At 71.8% G+C, this 15658-nt stretch carries 19 protein-coding genes; 9 read left to right on the forward strand and 10 right to left on the reverse strand.

Going from position 1 to position 15658, the window contains the following annotated elements; all coding sequences use genetic code 11:
* Window positions 1–79: 79 nt before the first annotated feature.
* Window positions 80–793: a nucleopolyhedrovirus P10 family protein gene (locus JK363_RS11300; RefSeq protein ID WP_201874390.1), complete on the reverse strand. Its 714-nt coding sequence runs from the start codon at window positions 791–793 to the stop codon at window positions 80–82.
* A 226-nt stretch (window positions 794–1019) separates the two neighbouring features.
* Between JK363_RS11300 and JK363_RS11305 the strand changes: the two genes are divergently transcribed.
* Genes JK363_RS11305 through amaP form a run of 5 tightly spaced genes read left to right on the forward strand, consistent with a single transcriptional unit; the run spans window position 1020 to window position 3296 of the window.
* Window positions 1020–1520: an Asp23/Gls24 family envelope stress response protein gene (locus tag JK363_RS11305; protein WP_201874392.1), complete on the forward strand. Its 501-nt coding sequence runs from the start codon at window positions 1020–1022 to the stop codon at window positions 1518–1520.
* Window positions 1521–1561: 41 nt separating this feature from the next.
* Window positions 1562–1753 (forward strand): hypothetical protein, encoded by a 192-nt coding sequence (locus JK363_RS11310; RefSeq protein WP_201874394.1) that lies wholly within the window; start codon window positions 1562–1564, stop codon window positions 1751–1753.
* 9 nt (window positions 1754–1762) lie between these two features.
* A complete protein-coding gene (locus JK363_RS11315) occupies window positions 1763–2092 on the forward strand; it encodes an Asp23/Gls24 family envelope stress response protein (RefSeq protein ID WP_201874395.1) in 330 nt (109 codons plus the stop codon).
* A gap of 16 nt (window positions 2093–2108) precedes the next feature.
* On the forward strand, window positions 2109–2732 hold the full coding sequence (locus JK363_RS11320; protein ID WP_201874396.1) for a DUF6286 domain-containing protein: 624 nt from the start codon (window positions 2109–2111) through the stop codon (window positions 2730–2732).
* Between the two features lie 6 nt (window positions 2733–2738).
* A complete protein-coding gene (gene amaP, locus JK363_RS11325; protein WP_201874397.1) occupies window positions 2739–3296 on the forward strand; it encodes an alkaline shock response membrane anchor protein AmaP in 558 nt (185 codons plus the stop codon).
* Between the two features lie 751 nt (window positions 3297–4047).
* Here amaP and JK363_RS11330 read toward each other — a convergent pair.
* From JK363_RS11330 to JK363_RS11360, 7 genes are all read right to left on the reverse strand, one after another.
* Window positions 4048–4803 (reverse strand): SDR family oxidoreductase, encoded by a 756-nt coding sequence (locus JK363_RS11330; RefSeq protein ID WP_201874398.1) that lies wholly within the window; start codon window positions 4801–4803, stop codon window positions 4048–4050.
* 4 nt (window positions 4804–4807) lie between these two features.
* Window positions 4808–6595: a glycoside hydrolase family 15 protein gene (locus JK363_RS11335; protein WP_201874400.1), complete on the reverse strand. Its 1788-nt coding sequence runs from the start codon at window positions 6593–6595 to the stop codon at window positions 4808–4810.
* 28 nt (window positions 6596–6623) lie between these two features.
* On the reverse strand, window positions 6624–7427 hold the full coding sequence (locus tag JK363_RS11340; RefSeq protein WP_201874401.1) for an SURF1 family cytochrome oxidase biogenesis protein: 804 nt from the start codon (window positions 7425–7427) through the stop codon (window positions 6624–6626).
* A 121-nt stretch (window positions 7428–7548) separates the two neighbouring features.
* The gene (locus JK363_RS11345) at window positions 7549–7782 is read right to left on the reverse strand and encodes a metallothionein (RefSeq protein ID WP_201874402.1); all 234 of its coding nucleotides are present in this window, start codon (window positions 7780–7782) and stop codon (window positions 7549–7551) included.
* 63 nt (window positions 7783–7845) lie between these two features.
* The gene (locus tag JK363_RS11350) at window positions 7846–8841 is read right to left on the reverse strand and encodes a DEDDh family exonuclease (protein WP_201874403.1); all 996 of its coding nucleotides are present in this window, start codon (window positions 8839–8841) and stop codon (window positions 7846–7848) included.
* Between the two features lie 221 nt (window positions 8842–9062).
* The gene (locus JK363_RS11355) at window positions 9063–10604 is read right to left on the reverse strand and encodes a S8 family peptidase (RefSeq protein WP_236075665.1); all 1542 of its coding nucleotides are present in this window, start codon (window positions 10602–10604) and stop codon (window positions 9063–9065) included.
* Window positions 10605–10699: 95 nt separating this feature from the next.
* Window positions 10700–10903, reverse strand: a complete 204-nt coding sequence (locus JK363_RS11360; RefSeq protein ID WP_201874404.1) for a hypothetical protein — start codon at window positions 10901–10903, stop codon at window positions 10700–10702.
* 251 nt (window positions 10904–11154) lie between these two features.
* On the opposite strand from JK363_RS11360, the gene JK363_RS11365 reads away from it, so the two are divergent.
* The 3 genes from JK363_RS11365 to moaA all read left to right on the forward strand — a co-directional run bounded on the left by JK363_RS11365 (window position 11155) and on the right by moaA (window position 14297).
* A complete protein-coding gene (locus tag JK363_RS11365; RefSeq protein WP_307821682.1) occupies window positions 11155–11511 on the forward strand; it encodes a DUF485 domain-containing protein in 357 nt (118 codons plus the stop codon).
* Window positions 11508–13109 (forward strand): monocarboxylic acid transporter, encoded by a 1602-nt coding sequence (locus JK363_RS11370; RefSeq protein WP_201874408.1) that lies wholly within the window; start codon window positions 11508–11510, stop codon window positions 13107–13109. Before JK363_RS11365 ends, JK363_RS11370 begins: the two co-directional genes overlap by 4 nt.
* 198 nt (window positions 13110–13307) lie before the next feature.
* A complete protein-coding gene (gene moaA, locus JK363_RS11375; protein WP_215910757.1) occupies window positions 13308–14297 on the forward strand; it encodes a GTP 3',8-cyclase MoaA in 990 nt (329 codons plus the stop codon).
* Window positions 14298–14336: 39 nt separating this feature from the next.
* Here the strand turns inward: moaA and JK363_RS11380 are convergent, their stop codons facing one another.
* Together JK363_RS11380 and JK363_RS11385 are read right to left on the reverse strand one after the other, a co-directional pair.
* Window positions 14337–14573 carry a hypothetical protein gene (locus tag JK363_RS11380; RefSeq protein WP_201874412.1) on the reverse strand — a complete coding sequence of 79 codons (237 nt, stop codon included), beginning with the start codon at window positions 14571–14573 and terminating at the stop codon, window positions 14337–14339.
* 193 nt (window positions 14574–14766) lie between these two features.
* A complete protein-coding gene (locus JK363_RS11385) occupies window positions 14767–15171 on the reverse strand; it encodes a DUF3099 domain-containing protein (protein WP_201874462.1) in 405 nt (134 codons plus the stop codon).
* Window positions 15172–15382: 211 nt separating this feature from the next.
* Here JK363_RS11385 and JK363_RS11390 point away from each other — a divergent pair.
* Window positions 15383–15658, forward strand: a 276-nt coding sequence (locus tag JK363_RS11390) for a GlsB/YeaQ/YmgE family stress response membrane protein (protein WP_201874414.1), incomplete at its 3' end; no start/stop codon positions are given.

Raw genomic sequence — 15658 nt, forward strand, 5'->3', positions numbered from 1 at the left:
ACCGCCCGCGTCGGCACGGCTCAGCGCTCAGGCACTGTCCGGCTCGCGGCCGGACGCCCCCTTTGAACACGGACCATAGCTAGGCGATCACATCCACCGCGGTGATCAGCACGGCCACCGTCACCGGCTGCGCGACCGCCTCCGCCACGGCCGTCCGCACCTGCCGGGCCACGTCCAGCGCGCGGTGATCGGCCGCCACTGCCACCTCGAGCCGCAGATGAGCCTCGTCGGCGTGCACTCCCCGCGCGGAGCCCAGCACCGGCGCCAGCCGCGTCACCCCGGGCACCGCCCGCGCCGCCGCGGCGGCCGCCGCCTCACGGCTGCCGACCACCTCCGGCGACACCGGCTGGTCCGCGTCCCGCTTCCGCGGTGGCGACAGCGGCGGCGGGGGCCCGTCCAGCACCTCCGTCACCCGCAGATCCACCGCGTCGACCGCCAGGCCGAGCCGGTCCGTCACCGCTTCGAGCAGGGCGTTCCGCAGCCGGTCCGCCGCCACCGGCAGCGGCTCGTCCACGGTGGCCCCGCACTCCGCGCCGATCCGCAGCGGCACCGGCGGCAGTGCGCTCGGCGGGGGCGGTACGGCGGAGACGCCCACGGCGTCGGGGTCGGCCGGTCCGATGCGCAGCCCGTCCAGACGGATCCCGGGCACCCCGGCGGCGACCCGCCGCAGCACCCCCTCCGCCGCCTGCTCGGTCAGCCACGTACCGTCCTCCGGTCCGCCGAGTGGCAGCAGCCGGCCGAGCCGCAGCTGCTGCCGCACCGCGTGAGCGAGCTGGCCCGTGACCACTGCCATCACCTCTCAAGGCTTGTGTGACGCCCTGTGTGCCACTGGGTTCAGCCTGCCGCACATCCGGCGTGAGCGGATACTTACCGGCGCCTGATCGCGCGAGTGCCGCATCTCCGGGGCGGTTCGGGGAATGCGCCTTTACTGTGGCAGTAAGGGCGGGGAGGCGTGGAAGAAGAACCTTCTTCGCGCTCTTCGCCTCGGAACCTTTCTCCTCGGAAGGGGATGACCGGTGATGTCCGAGACCGCACCACGGAACCGGCCCGAGAACCCTGCCACCGAGCCGTCCGCCGCCACCCCCAGGACGCTGGGCGGCGGTGCCGTCCCCACCCGGCGCGGCGGGGGCGATCCAGGCTCCCGGGGGCGGACCACCATCGCCGACGGCGTCGTGGAGAAGATCGCCGGAATGGCGGCCCGCGATGTGGTCGGGGTCCATGACATGGGCGGCGGTTTCGCGCGGACCTTCGGGGTTGTACGGGACCGGGTGCCCGGCGGCGGCAAGTCGGTCGCCCGTGGTGTGAAGGCCGAGGTGGGTGAGGTGCAGACCGCCCTCGACCTGGAGATCGTGGTGGATTACGGCGTCTCGATCGCCGATGTCGCCCGCGCCGTACGGGAGAACGTGATCTCCGCGGTCGAGCGGATGACGGAACTCGAGGTGGTCGAGGTCAACATCGCGGTCAGCGATGTGAAGTTGCCGGACGAAGAAGAGGAATCGACGGAGCCCAGGCTCCAGTAGGCCGGTGACGGCTCCGGTCGGCTCCAGTAGGGGAGCACACGATGAGCATGGCCGTGGTCGGGATGATCGCGGGGATGGCGCTGGCCTTCGCCGGATACTTCGGCGGTTTCGGGGCCTTTCTGCTGGTGGCCGCACTGGGCTTCGTGGGGTTCGTCGCGGGCCGGTTCCTGGACGGGGACCTGGAACCGGGCGACTTCTTCCGCTCCCGCGGCCGCGGCGAGCGGCACCGGTGAGGCGGCGTCGTGGTCGAACCCGGGGAGCGGGGCGCGACGCGGATCGCGGACCGTGTCGTCGCGAAGATCGCCGCGCAGGCGGCGCGGGAGGCGCTGGACAGCGCGGACGCGCTGCCGCCGCACGCGGTCGTCGCGGTGCACGAGCGGGTCGCCCGGGTGCGGGTCGCCGTCGAACTCGGCTATCCCTCCGACATCGGCGCGCGGTGCCGGGCGGTGCGCCGTCAGGTCAGGGAGCGGATCGGTGCCTTGGCGGGTATGGAGGTGTCCGAGGTGGCGGTGATGGTGGAGCGGCTGCATTCGCCGCTGCTGGACCGCGCGGAGCGGGGGAGGGTGCGATGAACGAGGACCGGATGCGATGAACGCGGAGCGCGGGGCGCGGCAGTCCGCGTCGATGGCGGCGTACGAACCGGAGTCCGGCGCCGGGACCGGTGGTGACCACCGGCGCACCGGACGCTTCTGGTCCGCGCGCCGGGTCCCGGCCGCCCTGCTCGCGCTGGCCGTCGCCGCCGCGGCCGGGCTGCTGCTGTACGACGTGGCGGCGGTGCGCGCGGGCCGGACCGCGATGGAGTGGCGGAGTTGGCTCGCCGATCAGCTCGCCACCCGGACGCTCGACGACGGCTGGGTCGTGGGTGTGGCCGCCGCCCTGGTCGTGGTGGGCGTGTGGATGGTGGTGCTGGCGGTGACACCGGGGCTGCGCGGGCTGCTGCCGATGCGGGAGACGGACGGCATCCGGGCCGGGATCGACCGCGGCGCCGCCGGACTGGTGCTGCGCGACCGCGCGATGGAGGTGTCCGGGGTCCGCTCGGTGCGGGTCTCGGTCAGCCGCCACCGGGTCCGTGCCCGGGCCCAGGCGCACTTCCGCGATCTGGACGAGGTACGGGCGGATCTGGTCACGGTGCTCGGCGAGGGCATCCGGCAGCTGGGTCTGGCCCGGCAGCCCGGGCTGACCGTCCGCGTCCGCCGACCGGCGAAGGGGTGACCGCTGATGCTGCGGATCGTCAACCGCGTGCTGCTGGCGGTCGTCGGGGTGGTGCTGCTGGCCATGGGCGCGCTGACGCTGGCCGGATGGCCGCCGTTCGACGGGCGGGGCGATGTGGTGCTGAGCCGCGCGGACCGCACCCGCTGGCGGGACACCTCATGGTGGTGGCCCGTCGTCATCGGGGTGCTCGCCCTGATGGTGCTGCTCGCCCTGTGGTGGGCGCTGGCCCAGCTGCGGCAGCGCAGACTGGCCGAGGTGCTGGTGGAGACCGGCGACGGCGAGGGGGCGCTGCTGCGGGGCCGCGCCCTGGAAGCGGTGCTGGCGGCCGACGCGGAGGCGCTGGAGGGCGTCGACCGAGCCGATGTGCGCTTGCGGGGCAGGCGGCGGACCGCCCCGGAGGCCCGGATCGGGCTGGTGCTGGAGCCACGGGCGGAGCCGGTGGAGACGCTGGAACGGCTGCGCGACGAGGCACTGGAGCACGCCCGCGGATCGGCCGGCCTCGACCGGCTGCCCGCCGAGGTCCGGCTGCGCGGGACCCGCCACCGGGCGGAACGGGCGCTGTAGGAACGACCGCCCGCCGCCCAGGTGCCGGGAGGGACCCCACCGGGCGGAGCGGACGCTGTGCGGACGTCCGCCCGGTGCCCGGCAGGGAACGCGCCGGGGCGGCCCGCTACGCCCCGCTACGGGCCTGGGCACCGGCCGGGCGGGACGGTGTCCCGCGGGGGTGGTCCGGGCTGCGGAGCGGGCGATGCGCAGTCGTCCGCCCGGGCGTCGGCTGGAAAGCCCAGTACAGGCCCGGCCCCGGGATCGGAGGAGGGCCCGGCCCCGGCTCGGGTGCCGGGTGGGATTGGGAACGGCTCGGTTGTCGGCTGGGCAGGGCCGTGGATATCGGCCTGGCGGGCCCGGCGTCTCGCCGAGGAGGCCCGCTGTGAGAGGCCCCGCCTCGGTGTCGGCCGGAGGGTCCAATGCCCGGGCGGGAGGGTCCCGGTGTCCCGCTGCTTGGCCGGGAAGGGCTCCAGCCACCGGCTGAGCGGGCGTGGTGGAACACCCGCCCGGGCGTCGGCCGGAAGGCCGGCACCGGTGCTGGGAAGAACTCGGTACCGGCCCGGGCGTCGGCCGGGCAGGCTCGGGCATGCGGAGTGGATGTCCGCCCGGAGAGCGGCCGTAGGGCCCGCCGACGCCGGGAAAGCCCCCGTACCGGCACCGACCGGGCCGGGTGCTCCGCTGGGCCCCGGTCCCGACCGGTAGGCCCCGGCACCCGCCGGGCAAGCCCGGCACCGACCGGAAGGCCCGGCCCTGGCCGGGCCGTCCGCTGCTAGATGCCGTGCAGGGCGCCGCCGTCCACCGGGAGCATCACGCCGTTGATGTACGACGCCGCGGGGGAGAGCAGGAACGCCGCCGACCTGCCGAACTCCTCAGGCGTGCCGTACCGCCGCAGCGGAATCGTCGCGCTGTTCCGCTCCCGCGCCGCGTCCGCGTCGCCCGACAGGCCGTCCAGCTCGCGCACCCGGTCGGTGTCGATCCGGCCCGGGAGGAGCCCGATGACCCGGATGCCCAGCGGGCCGACCTCCAGCGAGAGCGACTTGGCGAATCCGGCCAGCCCCGGGCGCAGCCCGTTGGAGACGGTCAGGCCGGGGATAGGCTCCCGTACGGATCCGGACAGCACAAAGCCGATCACCCCGCCCGGGGTGAGCTCCGTGGCGGCGGTGCGCGCCAGCCGGACCGCGCCGAGGAAGACCGAGTCGAACGCGGTCTGCCACTGGGCGTCGGTGATGTCGGCGGTGGGCCCGGCCGGGGGTCCGCCGACGCTGATCAGCACCCCGTCGAAGCGCCCGAAGTGCTCGCGGGCGGTGGCGATCAGACGCGCGGCGGTGGCGGGGTCGGCGTTGTCGGCGCCGACCCCGAGGGCACCCGGGCCCAGCTCGGCGGCGATGGCGGACGCCGTGTCCGCGTCACGCCCGGTGAGGACCACCCTGGCACCGTCGGCGATCAGCTCACGGGCGGTGGCCAGGCCCAGCCCGCGGGTGGCTCCGGTGACGAGGTACACCCGGTCTTTGAGTCCAAGATCCATGGGGTCAGTGTGCCGTGGTCCCCCCGGCGAGGGTAAGGGCGGTGCCGACCAGGCCGATATGGCTGAACGCCTGGGGGAAGTTGCCCAGCAGCCGGTCGGTGGCCGGGTCGTACTCCTCGGCCAGCAGCCCGACGTCGTTGCGCAGGCCGAGCAGCCGCTCGAAGAGGGCGCGGGCGTCCTTGCGGCGGCCGGCGAGCTGGAGTGCGTCGGCGAGCCAGAAGGAGCAGGCGAGGAACGCGCCCTCGCGGCCGGGGAGCCCGTCCACGTTCGCGTCCCCGTCGGTGGTGTAGCGGCGGATCAGACCGTCCTCGCTCAGCTCGCGGCGGACCGCGTCGATGGTGCCGATGACCCGTGGATCGGCGGCGGGCAGGAACCCCACCCGGGGGATCAGCAGCGTCGCCGCGTCCAGCTCGGCCGAGCCGTAGGACTGGGTGAAGGTGGAGCGTGCGGCGTCGTAGCCCTTCTCGCAGACCTCGCGGTGGACCGCGTCGCGCATCGCCCGCCAGCGGTCCGCGTCCCCGCCCAGCTTCGGGTTCGCCTCGATGGCGCGCACCGCGCGGTCGGCCGCGACCCAGGCCATCACCTTGGAGTGGACGAAGTGGCGGCGCGGGCCGCGGACCTCCCACAGCCCCTCGTCGGGGTCGCGCCAGGCGGACTTCAGGAAGTCCATCAGCGCGTTCTGCATCCGCCAGACATGCGGTTCGGCGGGCAGTCCGGACACCCGGGCCAGGTGCAGGGTGTCCAGGACCTCGCCGTAGACGTCGAGCTGGCGCTGGGCCACCGCGCCGTTGCCCACCCGGACGGGGGCGGAGAGCGCGAACCCCTCCAGCCAGTCGAGCTCATGCTCGTGAATCCGCCGCTCGCCCGCGAGGCCGTACATGATCTGGAGCTCGGCGGGGTCGCCCGCGACCGCCCGCAGCAGCCAGTCACGCCAGGCCACGGCCTCGTCGCGGTATCCGGCGGACAGCAGCGCGTTCAGGGTGAGGGTGGAGTCCCGCAGCCAGCAGTAGCGGTAGTCCCAGTTGCGCACCCCGCCCGGACACTCGGGCAGGGAGGTGGTGGGGGCGGCGACGATTCCGCCGGTGGGCGCGTAGGTGAGCGCCTTGAGCGTGATCAGGGAGCGCACCACGGCCTCCCGGTACGGGCCCCGGTAGCTGCACCGGGCGGCCCAGGAGCGCCAGTCCTCGAGGCTGGAGCGCAGTGCGTCGTACGGGTCGATCAGCCGGGGCCTGGGCTGGTGGGAGGGGTGCCAGGTGAGTACGAAGGCCACCTTCTCCCCGGCGGAGACGGTGAACTCCGAGCGGGTGCTGAAGTCCTTGCCGTAGGTGCGCACCTCCGGCTCCGAGCGCAGCCAGACCGAGTCCGGTCCGGCGACCGCGATCCGGTGGTGGTCGTCGCGGCGCACCCAGGGGATCACATGTCCGTAGTCGAACCGCAGCCGGAGGACGCCGTGCATCTCGACGCTGCCGGAGACGCCCTCGACGATACGGACCACATCGGGCGCCCGGTCGCGCTGCGGCATGAAGTCGATCACCTTGACGGTGCCGGACTCCGTCTCCCAGACGGACTCCAGGACCAGGGACTCCTCGAGATAGCTCCGGCGGGTGCAATCGCCCGCGCCCCGGGGGGCCAGCCGCCAGTGGCCGTTGTCGTGGTCGCCGAGGAGCGCGGCGAAGCAGGCGGCCGAGTCGAAGCGAGGCAGGCACAGCCAGTCGACCGAGCCGTCCCGGCCGACCAGGGCAGCGGTCTGGTGGTCCCCGATGAGGGCGTAGCCGTCGATGCGCTGAGACACACCGGGCATCTTCCCTGGAAGCGGAAAGCTACTCGGCGCCGGCCGCGGCCGGGACCTTCTCCTGGGGCGTGGCGGCGCTCTCGGCGGCGCGGTCCCGGCGCTCCCGGCGGACCAGGACGAACCAGCCGACGGGCACCCCGGCCGCGAACAGCCACCACTGAATGGCGTACGCCATGTGGGGGCCGATGCTGCTGTGGTCCGGCGCGGCCACCGGATCGGGCTGCTTGCCGCCCTTGGGGGAGGACGAGGTCAGCTCGATATAGCCGCCGAGCACCGGCCGGGACAGCTCCTTGGCCTGCCGCTCGCTGTTGATCAGGCTGACCTGTCGTGCGGGCAGCCCCCGCTTGTCCTTGATCCCGCTGTCGGCGGTGGTCTCGTCGGCCTTGAGACGGCCGGTGACGGTGATCTCGCCCGAGGGGGCGGCGGGCACCTTGGGGTACCGGGTGAGGTCCGTGCCCGCCGGGATCCAGCCGCGGTTGATCAGGACGGCCTTGTCGCCGGGGAGGGTCAGCGGGGTGAGGACGAAGTAGCCGATGGACTGCTCGTCGGAGCCGGTGCGCTGGCGGACCACGACCTCATGGGCGGTGTCGTAGGTGCCGGTGGCCCGCACGGTCCGCCAGGTGTCCTCGCGGGGGACGGTGCGGCCGGGGGCGGTGAGGTCGGTGACGGGCACCGCAGGGGCCTTCAGGTTGTCCCCGATCAGCTGGTTCTGCGCGACCCGGTGCTCATGGCGGTGGAGCTGCCAGAACCCCAGCCGGACCATGGTGGGGATCAGGACGAGCCCTACCAGCGTGAGGATCACCCACTGCCGGGTCAACAGAAAGCGGTACACGGCCTTGACACTACTCGGCGTGGATTGTCCCCCGGCCGGTGGGGGCGCCGGACGACAATCCACGCAGGTGGTCTGGTTCGGACAGCCGCCCGTCCGGATCGCGGTCCGGTACGGACGGGCCTCATACGTGGTCGACGATGCCCACCTTCCCCTCCGCGCGGGCGCAGTGCGCACCGCAGTAGAAGGTGCCGTCCGCCTCGACGCCCTGCCCGATGATCTGGCAGCGACAGTGCTCGCAGACGGGTGCCATGCGGTGGATGGCGCAGGAGAAACAGTCGAAGACGTGGACGGCGCCCTGCGCATGCACCTCGAACGTCATGCCGTAGTCGTTTCCGCAGACCTCACAACGTGCCATGCGCCTCAGCGTGCGGCGCGGCGCGGTGGCGGGCGAGCGGTGGGCGGGCGCGTCGCGCCGACTTCACCTGTTTGTCGGCGGTGCGGGAGTGACGTCCTGGAGGAGCTGCATAAACGCCGCCTCGTCGATGACCGGGGTGCCGAAGGAACGGGCCTTGGTGGTCTTGGAGGTGGCCGACTCCGGGTCATTGGTGACCAGCAGGCTGGTGAGCCGGGACACACTGGTGGCCACATGCAGCCCGGCGTCCACGGCCCGGTCCTCCAGCAGCTCGCGGTCGACCGAGGTGTCCCCGGAGAACGCCACCCGCATCCCCTGCACCAGCGCGCCGCCCGGCTCGTAGCGCCCCGGGTTGGGGTACGGGCAGGCGGGCCGCTTACGGCTGGGGCGCCAGCTCGTCGGCCGGTACGAGCGCTGGTGGCCGATACCACCCGACGGTCCGTCGGACCACTCGGTCAGCGGCTTGCAGGCCAGCAGGGGCAGCCGCAGCCCGGCCGTGGCGGCCAGATGGAGGCTCGGCCGGAACGCCTCGGCGAGCACCCGCGCGTCGTCCAGCGCATGGTGGGCGCGCTCCTGCACCACGCCGTAGTGCGCGGCCAGCGACTCCAGCTTGTGGTTGGGCAGCGGCAGCCCCAGCTCCTTGGAGAGCGCGATGGTGCACAGCCGCTGCCGCACCGGCGCCGCGCTCTTGGCGCGGGCGTACTCACGGGCCAGCATCGACCAGTCGAAGACGGCGTTGTGCGCGACCAGGACCCGGCCGTCCAGCCGCTCGGCGAGTTCCCCGGCGATCTCCGGGAAGAGCGGGGCGTCCGCCAGCGTCTCCCGCGTCAGCCCGTGGATCCACACCGGGCCGGGATCGCGCTGCGGGTTGACCAGGGTGTACCAGTGGTCCTGCACGGTGCCTCGGGCGTCGAGCCGGTAGACCGCGGCCGACACGATGCGGTCGTCGCGGGCGAGCCCGGTGGTTTCGACGTCGACGACCGCGTACCCCTGTGGATAGCCGGGCGGCCACGACGACGGCGGTGCGAGCTGCGGTGCGGCTTCCGTGGGGTCCTCGAGCATGGTCCATGAGGATACGGGCCGGTGCCGACAGCCCGGACCAATGCCCCGGTACGGGCAAGCCACGTACCCGGGTTGACGGCCCGTCGGCCCCCGAGCCGCGGGCACCGCTCACGGCTGGACCAGTGTAGTGGTCGGCAACTGTCCTCTGGTGCCCGGGGTACGGCGGGCCGCCGGGTGCTGAGATCCACCCGGCGGCCCGTACGGGCTGCTGCGTCAGCCCATCACTTCCGGACGGCGTCCAGTGCGTCGGCGATCCCCGCGCCGTAGAAGCCGTTGTACCGCTCGTCGCCCTCGCACACCGCGTCGACCGTGCCGTCGCCGTCGATGTCGTACGGGGTCGGGCAGACGGTGTCATCGGCCTGGTGGGCCAGGAGCGACTTCACCTGCCGGGCCGAGGCATACGGGTGGGTGCTCTTGATGAGGGCCGCGACACCCGCGACATGCGGGGAGGCCATCGAGGTGCCCGCCATGTAGCCGTACTTGCCGCCGGGCAGCGTGTTGTAGATCAGACCGCTGGTGGCCGGGGGCTCCGGCTTCTGGTACGCGGTGCTGTCGCCGCCCGGGGCCGCGATGTCCACGACCCCCAGACCGTAGTTGGAGAACGAGGACTTGAGCCCCTTGGCGCCGGTGGCCGACACGGTGACCACACCCGGCAGCTGGGTCGGGATGTCCAGGCAGACGCTCGGGTCCACCTCGCGGTTACCCGGGGTGGTGTCGTTCGGGCTGGAGGGGTCGGTGATGGAGTCCGCGGTGAGGTCGTAGTTCTCGTTGCCCGCCGCGGCCACGTTGACCACACCCCTGCGCTCCGCGTAGCGGGTGGCCCGGGTGATGGAGTCGACCAGCGCCTTCTGGTCCGGGTCGGTGGTGCAGTTGAAGTACCACGGGTCGGTGTAATAGCTGTTGTTGGTGACGTCCACCCCGTGCTCGGCGGCCCAGACGAAGCCGCAGACCACGGCCTCGGTGTAGAAGAACCCGGCGGTCGTGGACACCTTGATACCGGAGACCTTGACGCCCGGGGCGACACCGGTGACCCCGACGCCGTTCTTCGCGGCGGCGATCTCACCGGCGACATGGGTGCCGTGCGGGCTCTCGTGGGTGCCCGGCCGCCAGGCGCCGTCGGAGGTGTCCGGCTTTCCGCCCACACAGTTGACCGATGCCGTGCGGTCGAAGTTGGGCGCGAGGTCGGGGTGGGTGTCGTCCACTCCGGTGTCGATGACCCCGACGGTCACCTTCGGGCTGCCCAGGCTCTTCTCGTGCGCCTTGTCCGCCTTGATGGCCGGAAGGTCCCACTGGAGCGGCTCCAGCGGGTCCTGACCCGCCGTGGCCTTGGCCGCCGCGGCCTTCTCCTCCCGCTCGGTGAGCATATGCGGGGTCCCCACATCGGTGGTGGACTGCGCGCTCAGCGGTGCGGTACGGGTGGCACCGGCCGAGGCGACACCGCGGACCGTGCGGATGGTCTTGGCGAAGTCGGGGTTGGCGGAGTGGACGACGATGACGCCGATCCGGTCGTACGCCACCACCACGGTGCCCCCGGCTTCCGCGATGGCCTTGCGGACGCGGGACGAATCGTGGTGCCCGGGGCGGGTGTTGACGACGTAGCTCATCGACGGACCGTCGGCGGCAGCCGGGGCCGCGGCCGGGGCGTGGCCGTCCCGCCCGAGGGCGTTCGCGGTGACCGGGAGGAAGGCCAGCGCGGTGGTGAGTGCCATGGCGGCGGGTATGGCGGCGGTGCGCAGCGGCAGGGAGGAGCGGCGCGACGTCATGGGTACTCCGGTTCTCTGTGAGTGGACGTGGACGGTGGGGCGGGCGGACCGGGCCGGATCGTCAGCATTTCCGGACCGGGGTCGCGGGCGCGCGTTCAGCGCGCCACCCGGGGGATGCGGATACGCCCGGCGTGGGCCGCGGTCCGGCGGGCCGGGCCCGCCGCCTCGGTGCCCCGGTGCGTCGCGAGGCCGGGGGCGAGGCCGTGGAGGGGAGTGGTGCGGATGCGGTGGTACGACGGCGACGGGCGCTGTGCGGCCCGCCGTCCGGGTCTGGGAGGAGCCGATCTCAGATGAGCCATGGGGTCTCCACATCATCCGTACGGGCCGTCCGGGCGCGGTTGCGCGCTGGACGGGTACATGACGAAGGAAGCTATCGCTGAGCAAGCGTGGCCATCAATGCATTCCGGCAGAAAACCCGCCACCGCACCCGGAGTCGAAGGTTCCAGGTGGATCCCTCGTCTTTCCATCAACTAGCCCCTGTTGGAAGGGCCGAGGGCGCCCTACGATGCGTGATCTGGATCAGCCATACCCGTCCCCACCAGGAGAAACCGTGAATACCGCACCAACCGGCGATCGCCCAGGCGAACAGCTGCTACAAGATCACCCCTCCTACACCCAGGTGCAGGAGAGCGCGGAGTTCGGCGAACTGCGCCGCGCCCACCGCTCGTTCGCCTTCCCGCTCACCATCGCGTTCATCAGCTGGTACCTGCTCTACGTCCTGCTGTCGAACTACGCGGACGGCTTCATGGCCACCAAGGCCGTCGGCAACATCAACGTGGCCCTGGTGTTCGGGCTCGCCCAGTTCCTGACCACCTTCCTCATCGCCTGGTGGTACTCCCGGCACGCCGCCGCCAAGCTCGACCCGCGGTCCGCGGCGATCAAGTCCGGCATGGGAGGCGACGCATGAGCGTTCATCAGCTCGCGGTGGAAAGCGCGTCGGACAACCGGCCGCTGATCATCACCCTCTTCTCGGTCTTCGTCGCCGCGACCCTCGGCATCACCGTATGGGCCGGCCGCCAGACCAAGGACGCCAACGACTTCTACGCCGGCGGCCGCTCCTTCAGCGGCTTCCAGAACGGCCTGGCCATCTCCGGCGACTACATGTCCGCCGCGTCCTTCCTCGGCATCGCCGGCGCCATCGCGCTCACCGGCTACGACGGGTTCCTTTACTCGATCGGCTTCCTCGTCGCCTGGCTGGTCGCCCTGCTGCTGGTCGCCGAGCCGCTGCGCAACACCGGCCGGTACACGATGGGCGATGTGCTCGCCTACCGGATGCGCCAGCGCCCGGTCCGCACCGCCGCGGGCGTCTCCACCATCGTTGTGTCGATCTTCTACCTGCTGGCCCAGATGGCGGGCGCGGGCGTGCTGGTCTCCCTCCTGCTGGGCATCACCAACGAGGCCGGAAAGATCCTCATCGTCGTCCTCGTCGGCGTGGTGATGATCCTCTACGTGTCCATCGGCGGCATGAAGGGCACCACCTGGGTGCAGATGGTCAAGGCCGTGATGCTGATCGCGGGCGCCCTGCTGATGACCTTCCTGGTGCTGCTGAAGTTCGACTTCAACGTGTCCGACCTGCTGGGCAAGGCGGCGGAGAACAGCGGCATCGGCCACGCCTTCCTGGAGCCGGGTCTGAAGTACGGGGCCACCGGCACCACCAAGCTCGACTTCATCTCGCTCGGCCTCGCCCTGGTGCTCGGCACCGCGGGCCTGCCGCACATCCTCATCCGCTTCTACACCGTCCCCACGGCCAAGGCCGCCCGTAAGTCGGTGAACTGGGCGATCGGCATCATCGGCGTGTTCTACCTGATGACCATCGCGCTGGGCTTCGGCGCCGCCGCGCTGCTGAACGGGGCGGACATCAAGAAGTCGAACCCAGCCGGGAACACCGCCGCACCCCTGCTCGCCGAGGAGCTCGGCGGCCCGGTGCTGCTCGCCGTGATCTCCGCGGTGGCGTTCGCGACCATCCTCGCCGTCGTCGCCGGGCTCACCCTCGCCTCCTCGTCCTCCTTCGCCCACGACCTGTACGCCAACGTCATCCGCAAGGGCCAGGCGACGCAGGAGGAGGAGGTCAAGGCCGCGCGCTGGGCGACCGTCGGCATCGGCATCGTCGCGATCGTGCTCGGGGTCTTCGCCCGGGATCTGAACGTCGCCGGCCTCGTCGCGCTGGCCTTCGCGGTCGCCGCGTCCGCCAATCTTCCGACGATCTTGTACAGCCTGTTCTGGAAGCGGTTCACCACCCAGGGCGCGCTGTGGTCCATCTACGGCGGGCTGGCCTCCTCCGTCTTCCTGGTGCTCTTCTCGCCGGTTGTCTCCGGCAATCCGAAGAGCTCGATGTTCAAGGGCGTCGACTTCCACTGGTTCCCGCTGGAGAACCCGGGGCTGATCTCCATCCCCCTCGGCTTCCTGCTCGGCTGGGTGGGATCCCTGCTGTCCAAGGAGGAGCCGGACCCGAAGAAGTACGCGGAGCTGGAGGTCCGCTCGCTCACCGGATACGGCGCGCACTGACCGGCTCGTCCGAGCGACGGGCTGGTACGGGCTTGTGCGAAGCGACCGGTTCGTACGGGCCCGGGGCGGCCCCCTCACGGTCCTGGACGGTCCCTGATGGTCCTGCGGAAATCCGATCGTCACAGCCGTCGCGTACGCTGCGGGACAATTGGCGTAGCGCACGCACGCATGCCTGCGAACCGTGGAGGGGCTGCCACCATGCTGATCGACACTTACGGTCGCGTCGCTACCGACCTGCGTGTCTCTCTGACCGACCGGTGCAATCTGCGCTGCACCTACTGCATGCCCGAAGAAGGGCTCCAGTGGCTGGCCAAACCCGATCTGCTCACCGATGACGAGATCGTCCGGCTGATCGGGATCGCGGTGACCGAGCTCGGTGTCACCGAGGTCCGCTTCACCGGCGGCGAGCCGCTGCTGCGTCCGGGCCTGGTCTCCATCGTCGAGCGCTGCGCCGCCCTCGCCCCGCGCCCCAAGATGTCGCTGACCACCAACGGCGTCGGTCTGGAGCGCACCGCGGGGGCGCTGCGCGACGCGGGCCTGGACCGGGTCAATGTCTCCCTCGACACCCTGCGCCCGGAGGTCTTCCAGGCGCTGACCCGGCGCAAGCGCCACGGCGACGTATTGCGCGGGCTGGAGGCGGCCCGCGCGGCCGGGCTCACCCCGGTCAAGGTCAACGCGGTGCTGATGCCCGGCCTCAACGAGGACGAGGCCCCCGATCTGCTCGCCTGGGCCCTGGAGCACGACTACGAACTGCGGTTCATCGAGCAGATGCCGCTGGACCCCCAGCACGGCTGGAAGCGCGACGGCATGATCACCGCGGGGGACATCCTGGCCAGTCTGCGCACCCGCTTCACCCTTGCCCCGGAGGACGACGGGGAGCGCGGCTCCGCGCCCGCCGAGCGCTGGCTCGTCGACGGCGGACCGGCCCGCGTCGGCGTCATCGCCTCCGTCACCCGTCCGTTCTGCCGCGCCTGCGACCGCACCCGGCTGACCGCCGACGGACAGGTGCGCACCTGTCTGTTCGCCCGCGAGGAGTCCGATCTGCGCGGGGCGCTGCGCTCCGGTGCCCCGGACGAGGAGATCGCCCGGCTGTGGCGGGTGGCGATGTGGGGCAAGAAGGCGGGGTCCGGGCTGGATGATCCGTCGTTCCTCCAGCCGGACCGCCCGATGTCGGCGATCGGCGGCTGAGCGGGGCGGCCCACGGTTGTGGTCGGCCGCCCGCCCGGATCAGTGATCGGCGGCCGACCACTCCTCGAGCGTGACCACGTCCTTCAGAAAGCCCCGCATATCCAGGAACTGGGACAGATGCTCACGGTGCTCCTCGCAGGCCAGCCAGGTCTTGCGCCGCTCCGGAGTGTGGATCTTCGGATTATTCCAGGCCAGCACCCAGACCGCCGGGGCGCGGCAGCCCTTGGCGGAGCAGATCACGGCATCGTCTTCGGCGGGGGTCTCGCGGGTGTTCACAGCGCAGACTCTACGGAAGCCACCGCGGACGTGACGACGCCGGGCAGCCACGGGGGGAGCCGCCCGGCGTCGGTCCGTCGCTCCGACGGGGGATGCGGAGCGCGTACGCAGTATGTCACGAGGGATGGGGCGCAGTGCACCGGAACAGCATGATTGATCTGAGGTTTTCCTGAGCATGCGGAAACGCGGCAGGTCAGCCGTGTTCTCCGCGTCCATCCTCGCTGGTATGTCCCACGTCTTCCGGGCCGGATTCCGCCTGTGGGCCGTCCGATGGCTCCTGCCGCGGACCGTCGGAGTGCGGAGCGGAGATCAGCATGGGCCGCTGCGGAGGCGGGATGAAACTGGTGGGAAGCGAAGGGGCGTTCTCCCGGCCCGCGTTGGCGATGACCACCGCGATGTACGGCAGCACCGCGCCCAGCACCAGCGCCACGATGGCCACATGGCGCTCCACGTTCCACAGCACCGCGGCCAGCACGACGGCGATGGTGCGCACGGTCATCGAGATCACATAGCGCCGCTGCCGGCCGCGCACATCGTCGGCCAGCCCCTGGCGGGCACCGGTGATCCGGAAGACTTCCGGGCCGCCCTGCTTCCGCATCACGTTCCACCACCTGATCGAGGAGCAGGCTCCCCCCGCTCTGGGACGTACTCAACGTTACGCCGCGCGGGCCCGGGCTTCGAGACTGGGGCACCCCGATGGGTGGCCACCCGGTTACGCCATGACATGGACCCGACGCTCCGACATGCGCCGTAGCCGAATCGGTCGAACACTGGAAGAAATGCGCATCCCCGCCGCGTCAGGAGGCGACATGAACTGGCTGTGGGCGATCGTCGTAGGAATCATCCTCGGTGTGATTGCCAGGGCGATCCTCCCAGGTAAGCAGCACATTCCCCTGTGGCTGACCTGTCTCTACGGCATTCTCGGAGCGATCTTGGGGAACGCGGTGGCCGGCTGGGTCGGAGTCAGGTACACCGAAGGCTTCGACTGGATCCGGCATCTGCTCCAACTGGCCGGGGCGGTCCTGATCGTCGCCCTCGGCACCCCCCTGTGGCAGACCATCCGCCACGGCGGAAGACGGGAGCGA

It is taken from the genome of Streptomyces coffeae, from assembly GCF_016741875.1.
GTDB lineage: Bacteria > Actinomycetota > Actinomycetes > Streptomycetales > Streptomycetaceae > Streptomyces > Streptomyces coffeae.

What these genes read in the sequence shown, in the direction of transcription:
- JK363_RS11300 (WP_201874390.1), bottom strand. Translation starts at nt 793, where the DNA reads ATGGCAGTGGTCACGGGCCAGCTCGCTCACGCGGTGCGGCAGCAGCTG.
- JK363_RS11305 (WP_201874392.1), top strand. Translation starts at nt 1,020, where the DNA reads ATGTCCGAGACCGCACCACGGAACCGGCCCGAGAACCCTGCCACCGAG.
- JK363_RS11310 (WP_201874394.1), top strand. Translation starts at nt 1,562, where the DNA reads ATGAGCATGGCCGTGGTCGGGATGATCGCGGGGATGGCGCTGGCCTTC.
- JK363_RS11320 (WP_201874396.1), top strand. Translation starts at nt 2,109, where the DNA reads ATGAACGCGGAGCGCGGGGCGCGGCAGTCCGCGTCGATGGCGGCGTAC.
- amaP (WP_201874397.1), top strand. Translation starts at nt 2,739, where the DNA reads ATGCTGCGGATCGTCAACCGCGTGCTGCTGGCGGTCGTCGGGGTGGTG.
- JK363_RS11330 (WP_201874398.1), bottom strand. Translation starts at nt 4,803, where the DNA reads ATGGATCTTGGACTCAAAGACCGGGTGTACCTCGTCACCGGAGCCACC.
- JK363_RS11345 (WP_201874402.1), bottom strand. Translation starts at nt 7,782, where the DNA reads ATGGCACGTTGTGAGGTCTGCGGAAACGACTACGGCATGACGTTCGAG.
- JK363_RS11350 (WP_201874403.1), bottom strand. Translation starts at nt 8,841, where the DNA reads ATGCTCGAGGACCCCACGGAAGCCGCACCGCAGCTCGCACCGCCGTCG.
- JK363_RS11355 (WP_236075665.1), bottom strand. Translation starts at nt 10,604, where the DNA reads ATGACGTCGCGCCGCTCCTCCCTGCCGCTGCGCACCGCCGCCATACCC.
- JK363_RS11360 (WP_201874404.1), bottom strand. Translation starts at nt 10,903, where the DNA reads ATGGCTCATCTGAGATCGGCTCCTCCCAGACCCGGACGGCGGGCCGCA.
- JK363_RS11370 (WP_201874408.1), top strand. Translation starts at nt 11,508, where the DNA reads ATGAGCGTTCATCAGCTCGCGGTGGAAAGCGCGTCGGACAACCGGCCG.
- moaA (WP_215910757.1), top strand. Translation starts at nt 13,308, where the DNA reads ATGCTGATCGACACTTACGGTCGCGTCGCTACCGACCTGCGTGTCTCT.
- JK363_RS11385 (WP_201874462.1), bottom strand. Translation starts at nt 15,171, where the DNA reads ATGCGGAAGCAGGGCGGCCCGGAAGTCTTCCGGATCACCGGTGCCCGC.